Raw genomic sequence first — 15,948 nt, forward strand, 5'->3', positions numbered from 1 at the left:
TGATCCGATAAAGTCCCTAGGAAATCGAGGGTGGATCATGACTTCTTTACTGGCGCATATTGACTCGCTAGGAAGATCTGTAACAAAGAATTTGGAGTACACAGCGCGTGTTCTCCTGATGGTCTATCTTTCTCTTCGTGCCACGATCATGGACCGCGCTCAAGGCTTCAGGCAGATCGTGGGGGTCATTTCCGCGCAGATTTATTTCACTGGCTGGCAGGCATTACCGCTGGTTTCAGTCCTGGCGCTGGGAACAGGATCCATCATTCTTTTGCAGTCCGTTTCCAATCTTTCCATGCTGGGTGGGACCCAGATGATCGGGAACTTCCTGATCGTGATGATCGTGCGTGAGGCCGGGCCCCTGTTGGTGGCGCTGGTGGTGATTGCGCGTTCAGGAACAGCTGTGGCCTCGGAAGTCGGGAACATGCGTGCCAATCGCGAAATCGAAGCCTTGGAAAGTATGGGCATAAACCCGCTGAGTTTCATTGTTTTCCCGCGGGTTTTGGGTGGAGTGATCAGCGTTCTGGGGCTGGCTTTCTATTTCAATTTCATCGCCTTGATCGGCGGTTTCCTGGTGACGCGCTTTATTCAGGATCTGCCTTTCGCGTTTTACACCGATTCTTTGATGCGTGCTTTTGCCAAGGAAGACGTGCTTATCTTCCTTTTAAAAAATGGATTCAGCGGAATGATTATCTTTGTGGTGTGCTGCTATCAGGGCTTGTCCGTGAAGCGCAGTCCCCATGAGGTTCCGCAGGTGACGACTCAGGCGGTGGTGAACAGTATTATCTTTGTGGTCGTCTTTAATCTTATGGTCACAGCATTGTTTTATCTAAATCAACTTCGCAGTTTAGGGGTGGTCTGATGAAAATCGAAAGTCTTAAATTTGAAGGCGTGTCTTTTACTCATGAAGGACAGGAACCTATCGTCCAGAATGTGGAATTCGATTTTCCCATGAATGAAATTTTGTGGGTGAAGGCCGAAGAGGGGGCTGGTAAAAGCTCACTGCTGCAGATTCTTGCAGGCTTGCAGATCCCACAATCCGGGAAGTATCTGATCAACGGTGAAAATGTGGTGGACATGTCTTTTGAAGAATTCCTGCCTTACCGTCTGAAGATTGGTTACTCCTTTGACTATGGTGGTCTGATTAACAACCGCACCCTGTATGATAATCTGATGCTGCCTTTGTTGTATCATAAGGTTTTAACGCCGGAAGAATCCAAAGCTCGTGTGGAAGCGATGATCAAGGAATTCGGGATCGAAAAATTTGCCCACGAAAGACCGGCGCACGTGCCGGGGCGTATTCGTAAACTGACATGTCTGATGCGGGCCGTGGTCATGCAGCCGGAGGTGTTGTTGCTGGATGATCCCAGTGTCGGGCTGGGGCAGGACAGTGTCTATATTTTTGCCGACCATGTTCATCGTTTGCGCAAGGAGGGCCTGCTGAAGCATGTCTTCATAAGTTCTTACGATGAAAAGTTCATGAATCTTTTCAACTATCAGATCATTCATCTGGATGAAGGACAATTGTACTTCCAGGCGGTGGATCCGGAGAAAAGAGTTGTTCATCTATGAAAGTAAAATTCAACAAGTTTGAAAGAGTGGCAGGGCTGTTCGTGATGCTGGCCATCTGCGGTGTGATCCTGACAGGGGTGAGTGCTGCGATCAAGCAGGGGTGGTTTGAACCCAAGGTGCGCTATACGACGACTTTTGAAAATGCCGACGGAATCCATCAAGGAACGCTGGTGCAGATGGCCGGTCTTCGTGCCGGTGAGGTTGAAACTGTCGAGCTTGAAAGTGACAACCGCATTCGTGTGAGCTTCTATGTTCTGGGGAAATTCCAAAATCGTGTGCGTGAGAACAGCACGGTGCAGTTGATCCGTCCCTTCATCATCGGGGAGAGAGTTTTGGAGCTGACCGTTGGCGGGGAAGAGTACGACGTAATCCCTGATCAGAGTGCCATTAAGTCCATGGAAACGGTGGATCTGATGACGTTGATGAGCGGAAAACATCTGAATTCTTACTTGAGCAAGTTGGGTGGTATCCTGGAAAGCGTGCAGGTTCTGGTGGATGCTTTTGCCGACAAGAGTCGTGCCGAGAGTCTGGTTCGTGTGATCGACCGTATGGATCCATTGGTGAAGAATCTTAATACGATGTCCATGGAAGTAATTAAGCTTTCCAAGCAGGCAACTCACGATGATGGGGTGCAAAAGCTGGTGGGTAATCTTGCTGTGACGACTCGGGAGATCAATAAAATTTTGCCGGAGCTGAACGAAGCCAATCCTGCCATGGCCAAAGACCTTGCGGTGATGACCCAGAACCTGGCAGTCATGACGCGTGCCCTGGGACCAGCTGTGAAAGAGGTTGAAGGTGAATTGCCAGGTGCCAGTGTGCGTTTGGTGCAGGCCTTAAATGAGACAGTGGTGGTTTTGAAGGCCATGCAAAAAAGTTTCTTCATGCGCAGTAGTGTGAAGGAAGTGAGAGAAGAAGAAGATGCTCGCGTTCCAGCGAGTCAGAAATAGCCATGCGTCCCGATCTGGGGCGCAAATATGAATTATCAAATTAATTTAATTACTCTTCAGCAATAAAGAAGTTTGCACGATAAGACCTGTGCTCGTTAGAGCAGGGGAATGGTGAATCATGCAAACGATGCGTTTGTTGGCTCAAATGATCGCAGTTTTGTTTGTGGGCTCTTCGGTTTGGGCCAAAAGTGAAAAAACGCTGGCAGTGGCTTTTGGCAAAGCCCGACCGCCCTATGCGTTTTTAGAAAACGAGCAGTTGCGAGGAATCGAAGTCGATCTGGCTCGGGAGGTCTTAAGCCGCATGGGCTATCAAATGAAGCCTCAGTCCATTTCCCCTTATCGCATCGAGGCGGAGGCGAAACACGGAAACAGCTTCGATGTTGTTGTCGGTGTTCCCTTAGGTAGTGATGGATCTCGTTATTATTCCCAGGCGTTTGTGATCTATAACAATGTGGCGATGAGTTTTAAAGCCAGAGAACTTTCAGTCAAGTCAGTGAAGGATCTGCAAGAGCTTCGAGTGGGGGCTTGGGTCAATGCATGGAAGGATTTGGGGAAAGATTTTTCGCGGCATTTTTCACCCAGGGCCTCGGGCGCTCTGCCAGAAAAGTATGTTGAGTTCACTAAGCAGGATGAGCAGTTTAAAGCCTTTTGGAACGGCAAGATTGATGTTCTGATCATGGATCGTTCGATCTTTGCCTGGTTCAGAAAAACCATGGTTCCCCAGGTGGGGGGGGTGGAAGATATTGAGGTCTTTCCAGTCTTTGAAGAGCCGAATAAGTCCTACGTGGTATTTCGTGATCAAAAAATGCGCAATGACTTTGATCGCGAACTCCAGAAGATGCGTGATTCCGGGGTCTATGAGCGCATTGTGAATAATTATGTCGGCGAAAAGCTTGCCGCCATGTTTAAAACCAACGGAAAAACTCACTAACGAGCTTGTGCGCAGCTTCCTGACCGCCTTATGATTCTAGGATGCTGGTTGGGCACTTATTCCGTCATTTTATTTTTTCCAAAAGAGCCGGGGCGCTGGTGCGCCGAATTGCCTGGCTTTCCATGGTAGGCATTTGTATCAGCGTGACTGCGTTTTTGGTTGTTCTGTTTGTCATGAATGGTATGAACGGCAGCATTCGCCAGCGCATTCTGGGGCTGGAGCCTCATCTCTATATTCAGGTCGCCGGGGTGGGGACTTCACAGGGACTTGAAAGTCATCCGGTGTTTCAGCGTTTGAAGGAAAATCCTGCGAATCGAGCCTACGTCTATGAGTCTATGGACGTCATCATTCGCAGTCAGGATGGACAGTTCCGGGGTGGAATCGCCCGTGGGGTGACCCGCGAAAGTCTTGAACACTTTATTGAACAGCTGCAAAAGGTAGATCGCAAAAATGAGGACCGTAGTTCTCCGGCGTATTTTTGGGATCCCGAGGATGTTCCTGGCAAAGGTGAGGTTGTCGTCGGAGTGGATTTGGCGCAGTCATTGGGTGTTTTTGAGGGGGATTTCCTGACGGTGGTGTCACCTTCGGGATTGCTGTTGCCTCCAGGGGAAACCCCCAAGTTTGAGCGCGTTCGTATCAAACGAATTGTGACTACCAGTCTGCCGGACTTGGACAGTCAGTATATTTATTATCAACGTGGTGAGGCTTTGAATGCGCTGACCACCGAAGGTATGCGCAAGAGCGGTATTGAAGTCTGGCTTGCGAATGAAAAAGATGTCCTGTCTGTTCGCGATGATCTGGCGAAGTTTGAGGGCGTCAGTGTTGAGACCTGGATGGATCGCAATTCGGCCTTGTTGTATGCTTTGAAACTGGAAAAACTGACCATCGGTATCTTCCTGGGGCTGGCGGGAATGATCGCGGCAAGTTCCATCATGAGCGTCCTGGCCTTGTTGTTGTCGCAGAAAAAGCGCGATATTGCGATTTTGCGTGCGATAGGATTCTCTGCACGTCAGACGGTGATGACCTTTACACAAATCGGCTTTTTCCTGGCTTCGATTGGCGTTGTCACCGGTACAGTGTTGGGAACAGGTATCAGTCTGTATATCCAATACAATCCCATCAAGTTTTTGCCTTCAGATATTTATTATGACTCGTCGATTCCCGCGTTGGTGGATTTCTGGCTGGTCTTTGGTGTTTTGATCGTCAGTGCCCTGATTGCGTGGTGGGGATCTTATATTCCTGCAAGAACGGCTGCAGAAGTGCAGCCGTCCGATGCTTTGCGAATGAGATAATTTGAAAAAAAATTAAACGCTGACCTGATGATCGCGTAGAGCATCAGTCAAGGATGTCTTCAGATCGGTGCTGGCTTTGCGCTTACCGATGATCAGTGCGCAAGGAACACCATAGTTTCCGGCGGCAAATTCCTTCATCTGTGTCCCTGGAATGACCACCGAGTTGGCAGGAACGCGTCCTTTGTATTCCACCGGGGCGGAACCCGTGACATCAATGATCTTTGTGCTGGCAGTGATAGTGACTCCGGCGCCCAATACAGCCCCTTCTTCGATCACGGCCCCTTCGACCACGATGCAGCGGCTGCCGATGAAGGCGTTGTCTTCAACGATCACTGGAGAGGCCTGGATGGGTTCCAAAACCCCGCCAATGCCCACACCGCCGGAAAGATGCACATTTTTACCGATCTGCGCGCAAGAGCCAACGGTGGCCCAAGTGTCCACCATGGTGCCGGAGCCGACATAGGCACCGATGTTCACGTAAGAAGGCATCAAGATGGCCCCTTTTTCGATGAAACATCCTTTGCGGGCCACGGCCGGAGGAACGACACGCACGCCATCTTCTTCGCTCCATTGTTTTGTTGGAATTTTATCGAAGAAAGCAAGATCCCCGGCTGACATGGCTTCCATCTTTTGGATGCGGAAATAAAGCAGGATGGCTTTTTTGATCCATTCGTTGGTGATCCATTGACCATCTTGTTTTTGACTTACGCGCAGGCGACCGGCGTCCAGGCCCTCAATTGTTTCAAAGACGGCCTTGAGTTCCTGAGTGCTCAGTTGATCAACGCTTTTTCCGCCTTGAACGTCAGCAAAAATCTGGGTGACTTCTTGTTGCATGAGATCTCTCTTTCTATTTATAAACTATTCCAATACTTTCAGGGATTCCAAGATGGCCGGAACATGGATTTCGATAATTTTTTCAGCGGCCAGCCCTCGCTCAATTTCATAAGTCAGTGTCGGGCAGTTTCTTTCAAGACCCGCATAAGTTCCCAGGCAGCCCGGTGTGGGATAACCGATATCGTCATCAATTTTGTAACCCGTGAGTTTGGCCAAAACTTCGGCCACCTTGCGGCAGTCGCCATTCACATTTAAAACTGGATGCCAGGAGTGCAGGGATAGAACATAGATTGGTTTTTTCTGATCCAGATAAGTCATCAGACCGTGGTTTTCATTTTCGCTTCCTGCAAAAGGCCCTGGATGATAGCGCGGAGTCTTTACTTCAGGGGACCAGTCTTTTGTGGGCAGGTTTCGGTTCAGATCCACGCCGTTGCCATTGCCTCTGGTTTTGAAGATGACACCTTCTAGATTGAACTGCGGGACCAGAGTCATATTCAGTTTATACGGGAAGGCTTGCATAAAATGCTTCAAAAGTTCTTGCGCGGCAATAACCCCTTCAACTTCGTCACCATGAACTCCGCCCAAAATCAGAACTTCAGGGCCGTTGTTTTCAAAGTGATAAGCCGGTACGGGGAGGCCTTTGGAGGTATAAGTAAAAATGGAAGTTTTCATAGCGAGCCTGTCCTTTTGGCCCACCATCTTAACATCCTCATTGCTGGTAACGTCAAAACGATTCTTCTGTTACGCGAGAGAACACAAGTTTTCATGACAAACTTTGGTGAATCAGTCATCATAACGAAACCAACGAGGTTTCACTTGGAATATATCAATAACGAACTCTGCCTAGGCCCTATGAAAAAGCCCTTAAGTCCTCTGGTGGCAAATTATATGCGGCCTATCTATGTCTATGACCTGGATTTTATAGCTCAGAGATTTAAAGCCATGACGAGGGCTCTAAAAGGTGTGCGTCTGTTCTATGCGATGAAAGCCAACTCCAATCCCGGAGTGCTGAGTAAGCTAAAGTCCCTGGGGGCGGGGGCGGATGTGGTTTCCTTGGGTGAAATCAAGCGAGCTTTGGAATGCGGTTTTCAGCCTCAGGATATTGTTTATAGCGGTGTTGGTAAGACAAAGTTTGAAATCAGTGAGGCCCTGAAGTTGGGCATTTATCAGATTAATGTTGAAAGCCTGCCGGAGCTTGAGCGCATTGGGACACTGGCGCGTGAGATGGGTAAAAATGCGCAGGTGGCGTTGCGCTTAAATCCCGATGTGGATATTAAGACGCACCCCTATATTGCCACCGGCCTAAAGGATAATAAATTCGGGATGGAGTTGTCGTTGATCCCGGCGCTGACTTCCTGTTTGAAAAGTTATTCTGATTCTATTTCTTTGGTGGGTGTCAGTCTGCATCTGGGCTCTCAGATGCTCGAGTTTTCCGGCTATGAGGAAGCTCTGCAAAAACTTAAGAAAGTCTATTTGGATCTGCAAAAGGATTTTCCGGAACTCAAGAAATTTGATTTCGGTGGGGGCTTGGGTATTTTCTATGATCGCGTGGATCTGGAGTTGGAAGAATCCCTGCTGCAACAATATGCTAAAATCACGCTGGAGACTTTGGGCGACTTGAACTGTGAGTTGCAGTCAGAGCCGGGGCGCTGGTTGGTGGCGCATTGTGGGGTGCTGATCACTCAGGTTCAGTATATTAAAGAAACTTCAGCAAAGACATTTGTGATCGTGGACGCAGGGATGAATCATCTGATTCGTCCGTCGTTGTATGAAGCCAGCCATCGTATTGAACCCCTATGCAAAGGAACTTCGGCGATGGTTGTGGACGTGGTCGGCCCTATTTGCGAATCTTCGGATTTCTTTGCAAAAGATCGCTCTTTGACCACGGTGAAAGAAGGTGATTTCCTGGCGGTGATGGATTCGGGTGCTTACGGATATTCCATGGCCAGCGTTTATAATCTTCAGGAACTTCCTCTGGAAGTTTGTATCTAGTACGCTGTCGCATGAACTTCTGCAGCGTACTAGCTAATTAGACGTCAACAACAGCAAATGAGTCCGCTTTGGCGGGCTTCAAAATTCTTTGCGCCATTTCTGTGAAGTGCGCCGAGGAATCCGTGGTCATGATATTGATCTGGCGGGTTTCGCTGCTTTGATTTTTACCCAAGCGTCCACTTTGCATATCGCGGGACAACCAACGGGCAATCGCTTCGCCAGAATCCACCAGTTCAATTGAACTTCCAGTCACCCGAGCAATGGAGTTTTTCAAAATCGGATAATGCGTGCAGCCCAGGATCAGGGTGTCGATATGCTGCTGCATCAGCGGGGTCAGATAACGGAAGACAATCAGGTTCGTCACTGGATCGGAATCCCAGCCTTCTTCTGCCAGAGGAACAAATAACGGGCAGGCCTGGTCAAAGACCTGTGCGGAAGGATCCAGAGCATGAATCTTGTTTGTGTAGGCCTGACTGTTGACGGTGGCCCGGGTGGCCAGAACACCGATGCGTTTGCCACTGGAAAGCTCCAGTGCGCGTTGAGAGCCGGGTTCAATCACATTGTAAATGGGAATGCCATCGATCTCTTTTTCTGAAACCTGGCTGGAGGCCGTGTTGCAGGCAATGACGATGGCTTTGACGTTTTGTTTTTCCAGGAACTGGATGATCTGCTCTGAATACTTGCGGATTGTTTGAGGAGATTTAGACCCATAGGGCAGGCGAGCCGTGTCTCCGACGTAGAGAAAGCTCTCATGCGGGAATTGCAGTGCCAGTTCTTTAAGAACCGTCAATCCGCCAATTCCTGAGTCAAAGACACCTATGGGTCGAGAATCCTGGTCCGCCATCTTCTTAGTTTTTCACTCCATGTGCACGAGATTCAGAAATACCATTGGAAGACATTTCCATAAAGAGGGCTTTGTCTTTAATTTCAGCAATACTCGTGGCGTTGATGTAGCTCATGCCGCTGCGAATCCCACCGGTGACTTCCAGGATCACATCTTTCACGTGTCCCTTAACACTGACTTGAGTGGATTCGCCTTCCGGGGCCATACCCTCTGGAATGCCTCCGCGCCAGGAGTCTTGAGCGGAACGAGACGCCATGCCACGGTACTGCTTTTTGCCGTTTTTGATTTCACCCGGAGTTTCAATGGTGCCAGAAAGCATGCTTCCCAACATCACAGTGCTGGCGCCTGCTGCAAAGGCTTTCACCATATCACCTGAGGTTCGAATGCCGCCGTCAGCGATCACGGGAACTCCGTAGGATTCGCCGACCTCGGCGCACAAGGCAATGGCCGTCAGTTGAGGAACGCCACAGCCGGTGATGATACGAGTGGTGCACATGGATCCCGGGCCAATGCCCACCTTGATGGCATCCGCACCGGCTTCGATCAGGTCACGTGCCGCATCCGGAGTCGCCATATTCCCCGCGATCAGATCCACTTGCGGGTATTGGTCTTTCAACCACTTCATGGTTTCCATCATCTGCACCGAGTGGCCGTGAGCAATGTCGATTGTGATAATGTTCACGCCGGCATCGACCAGGGCTTTGGCGCGGGTTTTAAATTCCTCTCCTACACCGACACTTCCGGAAATGACCTTGACGCCATTTTCTTTCAGGCGGCGGGCTTGTGCGGCTTGTTCTTCGATGGAAAGGAAGCGGTGAAGAATACCCAGGCCTCCCAATTGGTTCATGGCAAAGGCCATGTCGTATTCAGTGACCATGTCCATGTTGGCGCTGACAATCGGTGTTTCAATCGAGAAGTTCTTGGTGATTTTTGAAGTCAGACGCGGATCACGACGTGATCTGACGTCGGATCGTGCCGGAACGATCAGAACGTCATCGAAAGTAAGTCCCTTGCCTCTGTTTTTGATGTCTTTCCAGTTAAACATGAGCGTCATGTCGCTTTACCTCACTTCTAAAAATATTGAACAAGATATGAGTCGATAACAAAAGCAGATAGGTGTCCAGCGCCGATAAAATCAGGCTTTGTACTGGAGTTTTCCAGATCAGGCGATAGGCATCAAACAAAGTTGTCAGCATGCCCGGAATCAAAAGGTGAAACAGAATCAGAATCGCGATTATTTTAAACCAATGACGGCGTACGATGGTCGCAGAACCTTTTAAGGCGTCCAGGCGGCCTTCGTCGTACTCCTTCGAAGAGGTTACCACGAACGGGACCATCGTGTATTGAATGTACTTCCAGACCCCCGGAAGGATCAGCGCCAAAGACCACAGGAGGGTCTTGCCCCAGGATCTTAAGGTTTCAATATACATTTGATTTAGATAGCGTCCCCAGAAGTCATGCAGGCTCTTTTGCAGGTTCTCAAGGTTTGCAAAGGCAAACAGCGCCACACTCACCAGCAGAACCGGAAAGAAAATGCTGCTGAGGATGGAAAGAAAACCATAGTAAATGACCTCGGTTTGGACTCCCAAGGGATTGCGCAGGGCATTTTCCATCTTCAGATTTAGGTATTGATCGATGTTGTTCGACAGGGCAACCAGGGCGAACAGGGGCAAGAAAACTTTTTTAAAGACCTTCAGGTTCTCGGCAAAAAAATTCACTTAAGTATTTAGAGCCTCAAAGGGTGGGGGAGTCAAGCGGACTCTTGCCAAGAAACACATCTGAGGGGCTCTGGGACTTGGCATAATAGAAATTGGAGGCGCTTATGGAACTACAAATAATGGTCACGGGGGCCACGGGTACCATTGGAAGCGAGTTGGTAAGGGTCCTTGCTCGTCAGGGTGTGGACGCCGTGGCGGTCAGTCGGTCCTTGGAGCGCCTGCCGTCCGGGCTTCGGGGGATGCAGTTTCCCCTTGAGAATCGTTATCTTTTAGAGCAAGCGCTGAGAAATGTGGATGTTCTGGTTTTTATCCAACCGCTTTGTGACAACATGCTTGAGCAGGCTCGGAATGTCGTGGCTGCAGCCCGTGCATCGGGGGTGCAGTTCGTTCTGAAGATGTCAGGGTTTGGAGCGTCCTCGGTTTCCAAGTACCTGTATCAGCGGATTCAAGGGGAGGCTGACGAGGTGTTGCTTGATAGTGGCCTCCGCCACGCTATTCTGCGACCCAACATCTTTATGCAGTGTTTTTTAAAGATGCACCATGAGGCCCTGATGCAGGGAATTCTCTATCTGCCTCAAGGCGAGGGGCGCACCAGTTTTGTCGATGCCCGGGATGTGGCGGAAGCCGCCGCAAATATTCTGCGTGATCCCTGGGGCTATAATAGAAAAATCATTAATTTAACGGGTGCAAGAGCGCTTTCCAATGCAGAAGCGGTGTCTTTGATAGCTCACTACTCCAAGAGAAGACTGGCCTACGTGCCCGTCACCGAAGAGGCGTGGCTGCGACTTATGCAAAAGAGCGGGGAAGCCGAATGGGTGAAGCAGGCCCTTTTGAGTTTGCACCGGGCCACGCGCGAAGGTGCGGTTGCCGAAGTGGTGCCGGGTCTGCCGAAGCTTCTGGGGCGGGACCCCCGAAGCTTCGAAGCCTTTAGCGAGGACATGAAGCAGGAGTGGATGTTACCCCTGCCTCAGGAAAACTTACTCTGACCAAAGCTCACGGACAGCAAGAATATTGCAGTGGAAATCCACTAGAACTTCGTGAGCGGCATCGCCGCCTTGCAGGTTTGTACGAACGTAGTAAACTTTGTCGCCATTTTCCAGTGCCTTTTGAAATTCGGCCTGGCGAGTTTGATATCCTTGTGCACGGAAATAATCTTCGATTTTGCCAGTGCAGGAGCGGCCGGCAAAGCTTGTGGAGGACAAAAGGGCTGTAAGAGCAAACACCAAAGTCTTCATATCAAATCCTTGTTAAGGTTCTGCGCCTGATATACCGATCGGCTCGGGTATTTGCCAGTCAAGATTGTGTTTGGAAATCCTTTCAAGGGCGCTAGTCGTCCAGATAGGATTTCAGCTCCTTGAGGTGGTAGCTCCAACCCAGTTTAAAATCCTTCATGGCGTTCTTTTTAAGCGCTTCTGGCAGCGTTTCCCAGCCTGTATGAGTCAAAGTGAGGATTCTTTCTTTCCCTGTATCTTCAATCTTCAGGGAACACTCTGTGACGGCGTCCTTGGGCCATGTCTTCTCTTTCCAGGTAAAGACGATGAACTGCTCTTTTTTGAGTGCGATCACTTTGCCGGAAGCCAATTGGCGTTTTCCGGTGTCATCCTCCCAAGGCTCTTTGAATGAACCGCCGACTTTGGGTTCCAGGACAACGTCCTCGCTCCACCAGTTTGCCAGCTCGCCCCGGTCGGTCAATGCATTCCAGATCCACCCGGCGCTGGCTTTAAGTTTCACGGACATTTCAATGCTGTCTTTCATCGGAGCTCCTAGGGAAGTTGCACGGCGGCTTGGCATTGATCTTCCGACAAAAATTCCTGATTGGCAAAGATCTTGGTTTTTAAGTACTGATACTTTTCCGGCTGCTGGTTCAGAAGGTCGCGGCCTTTAAAACGATAGGCGACCACGGATTCGGCAAAGTCCTCAGACGGATTGAGTGTGCCATATTCAGAAACGGCCTTTTCGGGCTTTTCCAGGACATAGTCTTTATAGCTGCGTCCCTCATAGCTCTTTTGCACTTCCTTCCACCCCGCGATGCGGAGCCAGTCTGCGGAAGTATCCAGTCTTTGGCGGTAGGCCAGGGTGTGTCCGAGTTCATGGAGGAAGGTCTGCTGGCGCTCACCAAAGGGAAGCTCGTTCCAGCGATCAAAAATTTCCATGCTGGCATTGGCAATGATATTTTCACCAAAACTATAGCGCTGGCCGCGCGTGAAGTGAACCAGGCGCTTGTTGTAGGCCACCGGGTAAAGATGCAGGGGGTAATCCTGCAGTGCCTGTAAAATCTCATCAAGCTCACTGGCGTACCACGCCGAAGCCTTTGTAGTGCGCAAATGAGACCCGTTGAACCCAAACTGCTTCAACAAGAACAGCAACTGCACGCCTTCTTTTTCCCCATAGATCTCTTTCATGGCGCAGAGAACTTGATTGCAAGAATTGGAAAAACGCAGTTCGGGCTTGCCGCGAAGGCTTAAGTCAAAAGTGTGCAGGTCGGAGAAAAGCTGCAGCAGGGAGCTGTTTTCATTTTTAAAAGAAATGCCATGCAGAGTTTTGGATTGGGTGGGCCCAGGCATTTTCCTTAAAGAGGTTTCCATAAATTCGACTGTCGGTGCACGTTGGGATTTGCAGGGGGCCTGTAGAACCTCGTCGGCGCTGGCTGCCCACCAGGGAAGCTCCGGCATCGCCCCGGAGTTGAGACTCCAAAGTACCAAAAATGCAGAAATATAAAGCCTCATGTGATCCCCTTGACCTGAGGCAGGGTCTTAACACCGCTCAAGGACAGAGGCAAAAAGTCCATAGTCAGAGCGAGAGAAATGAGTTGAATTAAGGTGTCTCTGAAAAAAATTCAGCAGCTTTGGGGGGGGCGCTAAGCGAGGGGCTTTTTAATGCGCACAGTTCCTGGTCGTGCAGTCCTAAATTTCTGTGGCTCCGGCACGCGCCAGAACCTTCAATTCAATGCCGACGACCGCAAGAATCACCAATATTTCGGCAAGTAAGATGGCCTGTCCCCAAATTGTAATATCGGCATAGGTAAGAAGAATAATTCCGGAAAGAAGACAGTAGCCACTGTTGGCCGAGATGATAGTTTTCAACATCCAACGGGCTGTTTCTTTGGCAAGATAGTAGCAGCCCAAAGAAAAGATTGAATAAACCAAAGGGAAGGAGGCCAGGATATACAAAACATGACGAGGCAGCCCGATTTGCTCAGAAAAAAATGGAAGAAAAATCCCGGTTAAGATCAAACTTAACAGGGCACCCAAACCATCAAAAAGGAAAACTGTTCTACTAGTAAGCTTTTTTTTCAGAGGCATTGTTGTTAGGTTAGCATTCTGCTTTTCAATGGCAATGAAGAATCTGTTGGATTCGCTAAACTCGTTGGTTCGTCCGATTGGAGCGTGAATCCAATTCGAACCTATTCGGTTTAAGACTAGTGTCATTCCTTTAATGATCGGAGGGAGTATTTTCTTTGGATTAAAGAATCCGCTAAGCCCTGCCAGTACAGAAAATTTATCGAGCCAAAAATAAAACTTAAAGAAAAGAAGTAAGTCCGAGCGAGGACTGTCCGAAGCAAAAGAAGAGGAAGTGGTGCCCCGGGCCGGAATTGAACCGGCACGCCCGTTTAAACGAAGCCCAGGATTTTAAGTCCTGTGCGTCTACCAGTTTCGCCACCGGGGCACGCGAAGATCAACTCAATCATTTTTGGCAGCAAACGTCAACGTCTTCATGAACTGAAGCATGTCTTCAGGAACTGCACATTCTATACGCACTTGTTCGTGAGTGAACGGATGCACGAACTCCAAAGAGTGAGCATGCAGCATCAGTCGCGGTGCTTTGGGTTCTTTCGGTGCTGGATAAATATCATCACCGAAAATGCCCATGCCCCGGTCGGCAAGATGCACCCGGATCTGGTGCATGCGTCCGGTCAGGGGTTGAGCTTGCACCAAAAGGGCCGTCGGAAAGACTTCCAATTTTTTGAACAGGGTGTGGGCTTTGTCGCCGCCGGAGTTCACGCGCACCATCTTCATTTTTTTTAGCTTTGCATCGCGCATTTCAGCCAGATGGTTTTCGACTTCCCAGGCGTCGGCCGCTTTTTGCGTCCGTTTGGTCAGGCACAGATAAGTTTTTTGAATGCGGTGAAACTTGAAGAGGTCCGCCAGGGGCTCGTTGGCTTCCTTGGTCTTGGCAAAGATCATTACACCCGAGGTGTCCCGATCCAAGCGGTGATGAAGGGCTAAATAGAAGTCTTTGCCTCGCTCCTGTTGCAACTGCTGCTTCAGAGCTGTAAAAAAATCCGGACGGCTTTTGTCGACAGTGGGTTGTGAGGGAAGGCCCGCAGGTTTGGCAGCGGCTAAAAAGTAGTCGTCTTCAAAGAGGATGTCGAAGGTCATCTCTTGTTGATCATGCAGAAATCAAGATTGGCGTTGATGTATTCACGCTGTTTCTCAAGTTCAGCTTTCGTGAAACGGAAGTCAGAAACTTTGCAGCCATAGTTATTCACGACCTCGTGAATGGCCTGCACTTCATCCATGGTCATGTTCAATTTCCAGATCAGCTTTACAGCCAGCCAGTCACGCACGTACTGACAGCGGTAAGAAAGATTGGCCGGCAAATAACGGTCTGGAGCACGGTCGCCCTTGGACATATTCTGGCTGGCATCGGAAGAGATCAGGTGATTCTTGTAGCCCATGTAGTTTGCATACAAGCAACGGGTCTTATAGTCCCACTGCCAAGCGCCAGACATATACGCATTTTTCAAAGGAACCATGTGGTCAATCTGGATTTCGCGGGCTGAAACAACTTCTTTGCCAGCATAAGGGTCGTTCCAGAGGCCGGACTCAACTACGCACTGCTTGTTGCCGCGGTAAGTGACGTCGGTATTGGAGTCACGCACCAGCACTTTAGCTCGGGTATTCATACACGTGTCGTCCGTTGGATCATTGATCCAGCGACCGAAGTGCAACTTGCGCATGTATTTTTCTTCTGGAGTTGGTGGCGCTTCGGCATGCAAAGTCCACTTCAGCAGATTCACGACCAGCTTTTTAACCCCTTGAATAAACTGAGACGGGCCCAGTTCTGGGGAGTATTCCATAAAGGAGTAGTCGTTGCGGCGGGTGGTGTCTGTTTCGAGGTTGTCTTCATCAACAGTGAAGAACTCATTGCTCGGAGCCGGGGCGGTGGTGGCAGCTAAGGTCGGTGATGCGACGAATGCGATCAAAAAAATGACCGCAAGCAAGCTCACTGTGTTCCCTTTAAAGCGTTTCATTCTCGGTTCCCCCTCCGCGAATTGGACTCATTAAGCCCCAGATCGAAGGCAGTTTCAACAAAACAATTCGTCAGGATTTGGTTCGACTTGCACGCTGTGCATTAAGTTCCTAATCAGACGTTTAAATGCTCTAACTTTGCGCAATTTTAACGGTTTTTGGATTTCTCACTGCAGAAAAAATATAGCATGAAGCCGTAAGTTGGCACTCTGCGCAGGTCCGAAGGGGCTAGTTCAAGGGGGGTGTTCCGGGGTTTTCTTGCGGAAATACAGGGGGTGTCGCTAAGCTGAAGTCTCAGCATAAAGAGGAGTGCATCGAATGAAAATGCTTTTACTTACATCTGTTTTGGTATTTGGTTTGGCAGCTTGTTCCCACAAGGCGCACAAGCATGAAAATTGTGGCTGCGGTGGTGCGAAGGCTGAGAAGTCTGAGTGCTCTGGCAAAGAGTGTGGCATGAAAAAGGGTGGCTGCGCTGATTGTCAGGAATCCTCCGAATCCAAATAGTCACCCGAACGACGAAAGAAGTGTTCGCAAGGCTCAAGGGAAATCCTTGGGCCTTTCTTTAT

At 49.6% G+C, this 15,948-nt stretch carries 19 protein-coding genes and 1 tRNA gene; 8 read left to right on the plus strand and 12 right to left on the minus strand.

Features of this window, described 5'->3' with window-relative positions; translation table 11 throughout:
• The first annotated feature begins 37 nt into the window (after nt 1-37).
• From ACZ50P_RS07820 to ACZ50P_RS07840, 5 genes are all read left to right on the plus strand, one after another.
• Nucleotides 38-862 (plus strand): MlaE family ABC transporter permease, encoded by an 825-nt coding sequence (locus tag ACZ50P_RS07820; protein WP_464134868.1) that lies wholly within the window; start codon nt 38-40, stop codon nt 860-862.
• Complete coding sequence (locus ACZ50P_RS07825; RefSeq protein WP_464134871.1) at nt 862-1,572, plus strand: cell division ATP-binding protein FtsE; 711 nt, start codon at nt 862-864, stop codon at nt 1,570-1,572. Before ACZ50P_RS07820 ends, ACZ50P_RS07825 begins: the two co-directional genes overlap by 1 nt.
• Nucleotides 1,569-2,519 (plus strand): MlaD family protein, encoded by a 951-nt coding sequence (locus ACZ50P_RS07830; RefSeq protein ID WP_464120983.1) that lies wholly within the window; start codon nt 1,569-1,571, stop codon nt 2,517-2,519. The genes ACZ50P_RS07825 and ACZ50P_RS07830 overlap by 4 nt, the downstream gene beginning before the upstream one ends.
• Nucleotides 2,520-2,637: 118 nt before the next feature.
• Entirely contained in the window at nt 2,638-3,450 is an 813-nt protein-coding gene (locus ACZ50P_RS07835; protein WP_464134873.1) for a substrate-binding periplasmic protein, read from the plus strand.
• A 41-nt stretch (nt 3,451-3,491) separates the two neighbouring features.
• Nucleotides 3,492-4,742 (plus strand): FtsX-like permease family protein, encoded by a 1,251-nt coding sequence (locus ACZ50P_RS07840; protein WP_464120985.1) that lies wholly within the window; start codon nt 3,492-3,494, stop codon nt 4,740-4,742.
• A 12-nt stretch (nt 4,743-4,754) separates the two neighbouring features.
• Here the strand turns inward: ACZ50P_RS07840 and ACZ50P_RS07845 are convergent, their stop codons facing one another.
• Together ACZ50P_RS07845 and ACZ50P_RS07850 are read right to left on the minus strand one after the other, a co-directional pair.
• The gene (locus ACZ50P_RS07845; protein WP_464120986.1) at nt 4,755-5,576 is read right to left on the minus strand and encodes a 2,3,4,5-tetrahydropyridine-2,6-dicarboxylate N-succinyltransferase; all 822 of its coding nucleotides are present in this window, start codon (nt 5,574-5,576) and stop codon (nt 4,755-4,757) included.
• Nucleotides 5,577-5,600: 24 nt separating this feature from the next.
• Nucleotides 5,601-6,248, minus strand: coding sequence for a M14 family zinc carboxypeptidase (locus ACZ50P_RS07850; protein ID WP_464120987.1), 648 nt, complete (start codon nt 6,246-6,248; stop codon nt 5,601-5,603).
• 144 nt (nt 6,249-6,392) lie between these two features.
• Between ACZ50P_RS07850 and lysA the strand changes: the two genes are divergently transcribed.
• The gene (lysA, locus tag ACZ50P_RS07855) at nt 6,393-7,568 is read left to right on the plus strand and encodes a diaminopimelate decarboxylase (RefSeq protein WP_464134875.1); all 1,176 of its coding nucleotides are present in this window, start codon (nt 6,393-6,395) and stop codon (nt 7,566-7,568) included.
• A gap of 37 nt (nt 7,569-7,605) precedes the next feature.
• Here the strand turns inward: lysA and murI are convergent, their stop codons facing one another.
• Genes murI through ACZ50P_RS07870 form a run of 3 tightly spaced genes read right to left on the minus strand, consistent with a single transcriptional unit; the run spans nt 7,606 to nt 10,130 of the window.
• Nucleotides 7,606-8,412, minus strand: coding sequence for a glutamate racemase (gene murI, locus ACZ50P_RS07860; RefSeq protein ID WP_464120989.1), 807 nt, complete (start codon nt 8,410-8,412; stop codon nt 7,606-7,608).
• 4 nt (nt 8,413-8,416) lie between these two features.
• Nucleotides 8,417-9,466: a guanosine monophosphate reductase gene (locus ACZ50P_RS07865; RefSeq protein WP_464134878.1), complete on the minus strand. Its 1,050-nt coding sequence runs from the start codon at nt 9,464-9,466 to the stop codon at nt 8,417-8,419.
• Entirely contained in the window at nt 9,450-10,130 is a 681-nt protein-coding gene (locus ACZ50P_RS07870) for a hypothetical protein (RefSeq protein WP_464120991.1), read from the minus strand. The genes ACZ50P_RS07865 and ACZ50P_RS07870 overlap by 17 nt, the downstream gene beginning before the upstream one ends.
• 104 nt (nt 10,131-10,234) lie before the next feature.
• Between ACZ50P_RS07870 and ACZ50P_RS07875 the strand changes: the two genes are divergently transcribed.
• On the plus strand, nt 10,235-11,116 hold the full coding sequence (locus ACZ50P_RS07875; protein ID WP_464134879.1) for an SDR family oxidoreductase: 882 nt from the start codon (nt 10,235-10,237) through the stop codon (nt 11,114-11,116).
• On the opposite strand, the gene ACZ50P_RS07880 is transcribed toward ACZ50P_RS07875, so the two are convergent.
• The 7 genes from ACZ50P_RS07880 to ACZ50P_RS07910 all read right to left on the minus strand — a co-directional run bounded on the left by ACZ50P_RS07880 (nt 11,108) and on the right by ACZ50P_RS07910 (nt 15,384).
• On the minus strand, nt 11,108-11,365 hold the full coding sequence (locus tag ACZ50P_RS07880; protein WP_464134881.1) for a hypothetical protein: 258 nt from the start codon (nt 11,363-11,365) through the stop codon (nt 11,108-11,110). The genes ACZ50P_RS07875 and ACZ50P_RS07880 overlap by 9 nt on opposite strands.
• 91 nt (nt 11,366-11,456) lie before the next feature.
• Nucleotides 11,457-11,885 carry an SRPBCC family protein gene (locus ACZ50P_RS07885; RefSeq protein ID WP_464134883.1) on the minus strand — a complete coding sequence of 143 codons (429 nt, stop codon included), beginning with the start codon at nt 11,883-11,885 and terminating at the stop codon, nt 11,457-11,459.
• Nucleotides 11,886-11,893: 8 nt separating this feature from the next.
• Nucleotides 11,894-12,856, minus strand: coding sequence for a hypothetical protein (locus ACZ50P_RS07890; protein WP_464134884.1), 963 nt, complete (start codon nt 12,854-12,856; stop codon nt 11,894-11,896).
• Nucleotides 12,857-13,033: 177 nt separating this feature from the next.
• Nucleotides 13,034-13,558, minus strand: a complete 525-nt coding sequence (locus ACZ50P_RS07895) for a hypothetical protein (RefSeq protein WP_464134887.1) — start codon at nt 13,556-13,558, stop codon at nt 13,034-13,036.
• A gap of 146 nt (nt 13,559-13,704) precedes the next feature.
• Nucleotides 13,705-13,796: transfer RNA gene (locus tag ACZ50P_RS07900), tRNA-Leu, on the minus strand.
• A gap of 14 nt (nt 13,797-13,810) precedes the next feature.
• The gene (locus tag ACZ50P_RS07905; RefSeq protein WP_464134889.1) at nt 13,811-14,509 is read right to left on the minus strand and encodes an RluA family pseudouridine synthase; all 699 of its coding nucleotides are present in this window, start codon (nt 14,507-14,509) and stop codon (nt 13,811-13,813) included.
• Nucleotides 14,506-15,384 carry an HNH endonuclease family protein gene (locus ACZ50P_RS07910; RefSeq protein ID WP_464134890.1) on the minus strand — a complete coding sequence of 293 codons (879 nt, stop codon included), beginning with the start codon at nt 15,382-15,384 and terminating at the stop codon, nt 14,506-14,508. The genes ACZ50P_RS07905 and ACZ50P_RS07910 overlap by 4 nt, the downstream gene beginning before the upstream one ends.
• A gap of 316 nt (nt 15,385-15,700) precedes the next feature.
• Here ACZ50P_RS07910 and ACZ50P_RS07915 point away from each other — a divergent pair, with 316 nt between their 5' ends.
• Entirely contained in the window at nt 15,701-15,886 is a 186-nt protein-coding gene (locus ACZ50P_RS07915) for a hypothetical protein (protein ID WP_464134893.1), read from the plus strand.
• The last annotated feature ends 62 nt before the right edge of the window (nt 15,887-15,948 follow it).

Source organism: Bdellovibrio sp. CKG001, assembly GCF_055397465.1.

What these genes read in the sequence shown, in the direction of transcription:
- ACZ50P_RS07820 (WP_464134868.1), top strand. Translation starts at nt 38, where the DNA reads ATGACTTCTTTACTGGCGCATATTGACTCGCTAGGAAGATCTGTAACA.
- ACZ50P_RS07825 (WP_464134871.1), top strand. Translation starts at nt 862, where the DNA reads ATGAAAATCGAAAGTCTTAAATTTGAAGGCGTGTCTTTTACTCATGAA.
- ACZ50P_RS07830 (WP_464120983.1), top strand. Translation starts at nt 1,569, where the DNA reads ATGAAAGTAAAATTCAACAAGTTTGAAAGAGTGGCAGGGCTGTTCGTG.
- ACZ50P_RS07835 (WP_464134873.1), top strand. Translation starts at nt 2,638, where the DNA reads ATGCAAACGATGCGTTTGTTGGCTCAAATGATCGCAGTTTTGTTTGTG.
- ACZ50P_RS07840 (WP_464120985.1), top strand. Translation starts at nt 3,492, where the DNA reads ATGCTGGTTGGGCACTTATTCCGTCATTTTATTTTTTCCAAAAGAGCC.
- ACZ50P_RS07845 (WP_464120986.1), bottom strand. Translation starts at nt 5,576, where the DNA reads ATGCAACAAGAAGTCACCCAGATTTTTGCTGACGTTCAAGGCGGAAAA.
- ACZ50P_RS07850 (WP_464120987.1), bottom strand. Translation starts at nt 6,248, where the DNA reads ATGAAAACTTCCATTTTTACTTATACCTCCAAAGGCCTCCCCGTACCG.
- murI (WP_464120989.1), bottom strand. Translation starts at nt 8,412, where the DNA reads ATGGCGGACCAGGATTCTCGACCCATAGGTGTCTTTGACTCAGGAATT.
- ACZ50P_RS07865 (WP_464134878.1), bottom strand. Translation starts at nt 9,466, where the DNA reads ATGACGCTCATGTTTAACTGGAAAGACATCAAAAACAGAGGCAAGGGA.
- ACZ50P_RS07875 (WP_464134879.1), top strand. Translation starts at nt 10,235, where the DNA reads ATGGAACTACAAATAATGGTCACGGGGGCCACGGGTACCATTGGAAGC.
- ACZ50P_RS07880 (WP_464134881.1), bottom strand. Translation starts at nt 11,365, where the DNA reads ATGAAGACTTTGGTGTTTGCTCTTACAGCCCTTTTGTCCTCCACAAGC.
- ACZ50P_RS07885 (WP_464134883.1), bottom strand. Translation starts at nt 11,885, where the DNA reads ATGAAAGACAGCATTGAAATGTCCGTGAAACTTAAAGCCAGCGCCGGG.
- ACZ50P_RS07890 (WP_464134884.1), bottom strand. Translation starts at nt 12,856, where the DNA reads ATGAGGCTTTATATTTCTGCATTTTTGGTACTTTGGAGTCTCAACTCC.
- ACZ50P_RS07895 (WP_464134887.1), bottom strand. Translation starts at nt 13,558, where the DNA reads ATGACACTAGTCTTAAACCGAATAGGTTCGAATTGGATTCACGCTCCA.
- ACZ50P_RS07905 (WP_464134889.1), bottom strand. Translation starts at nt 14,509, where the DNA reads ATGACCTTCGACATCCTCTTTGAAGACGACTACTTTTTAGCCGCTGCC.
- ACZ50P_RS07910 (WP_464134890.1), bottom strand. Translation starts at nt 15,384, where the DNA reads ATGAAACGCTTTAAAGGGAACACAGTGAGCTTGCTTGCGGTCATTTTT.
- ACZ50P_RS07915 (WP_464134893.1), top strand. Translation starts at nt 15,701, where the DNA reads ATGAAAATGCTTTTACTTACATCTGTTTTGGTATTTGGTTTGGCAGCT.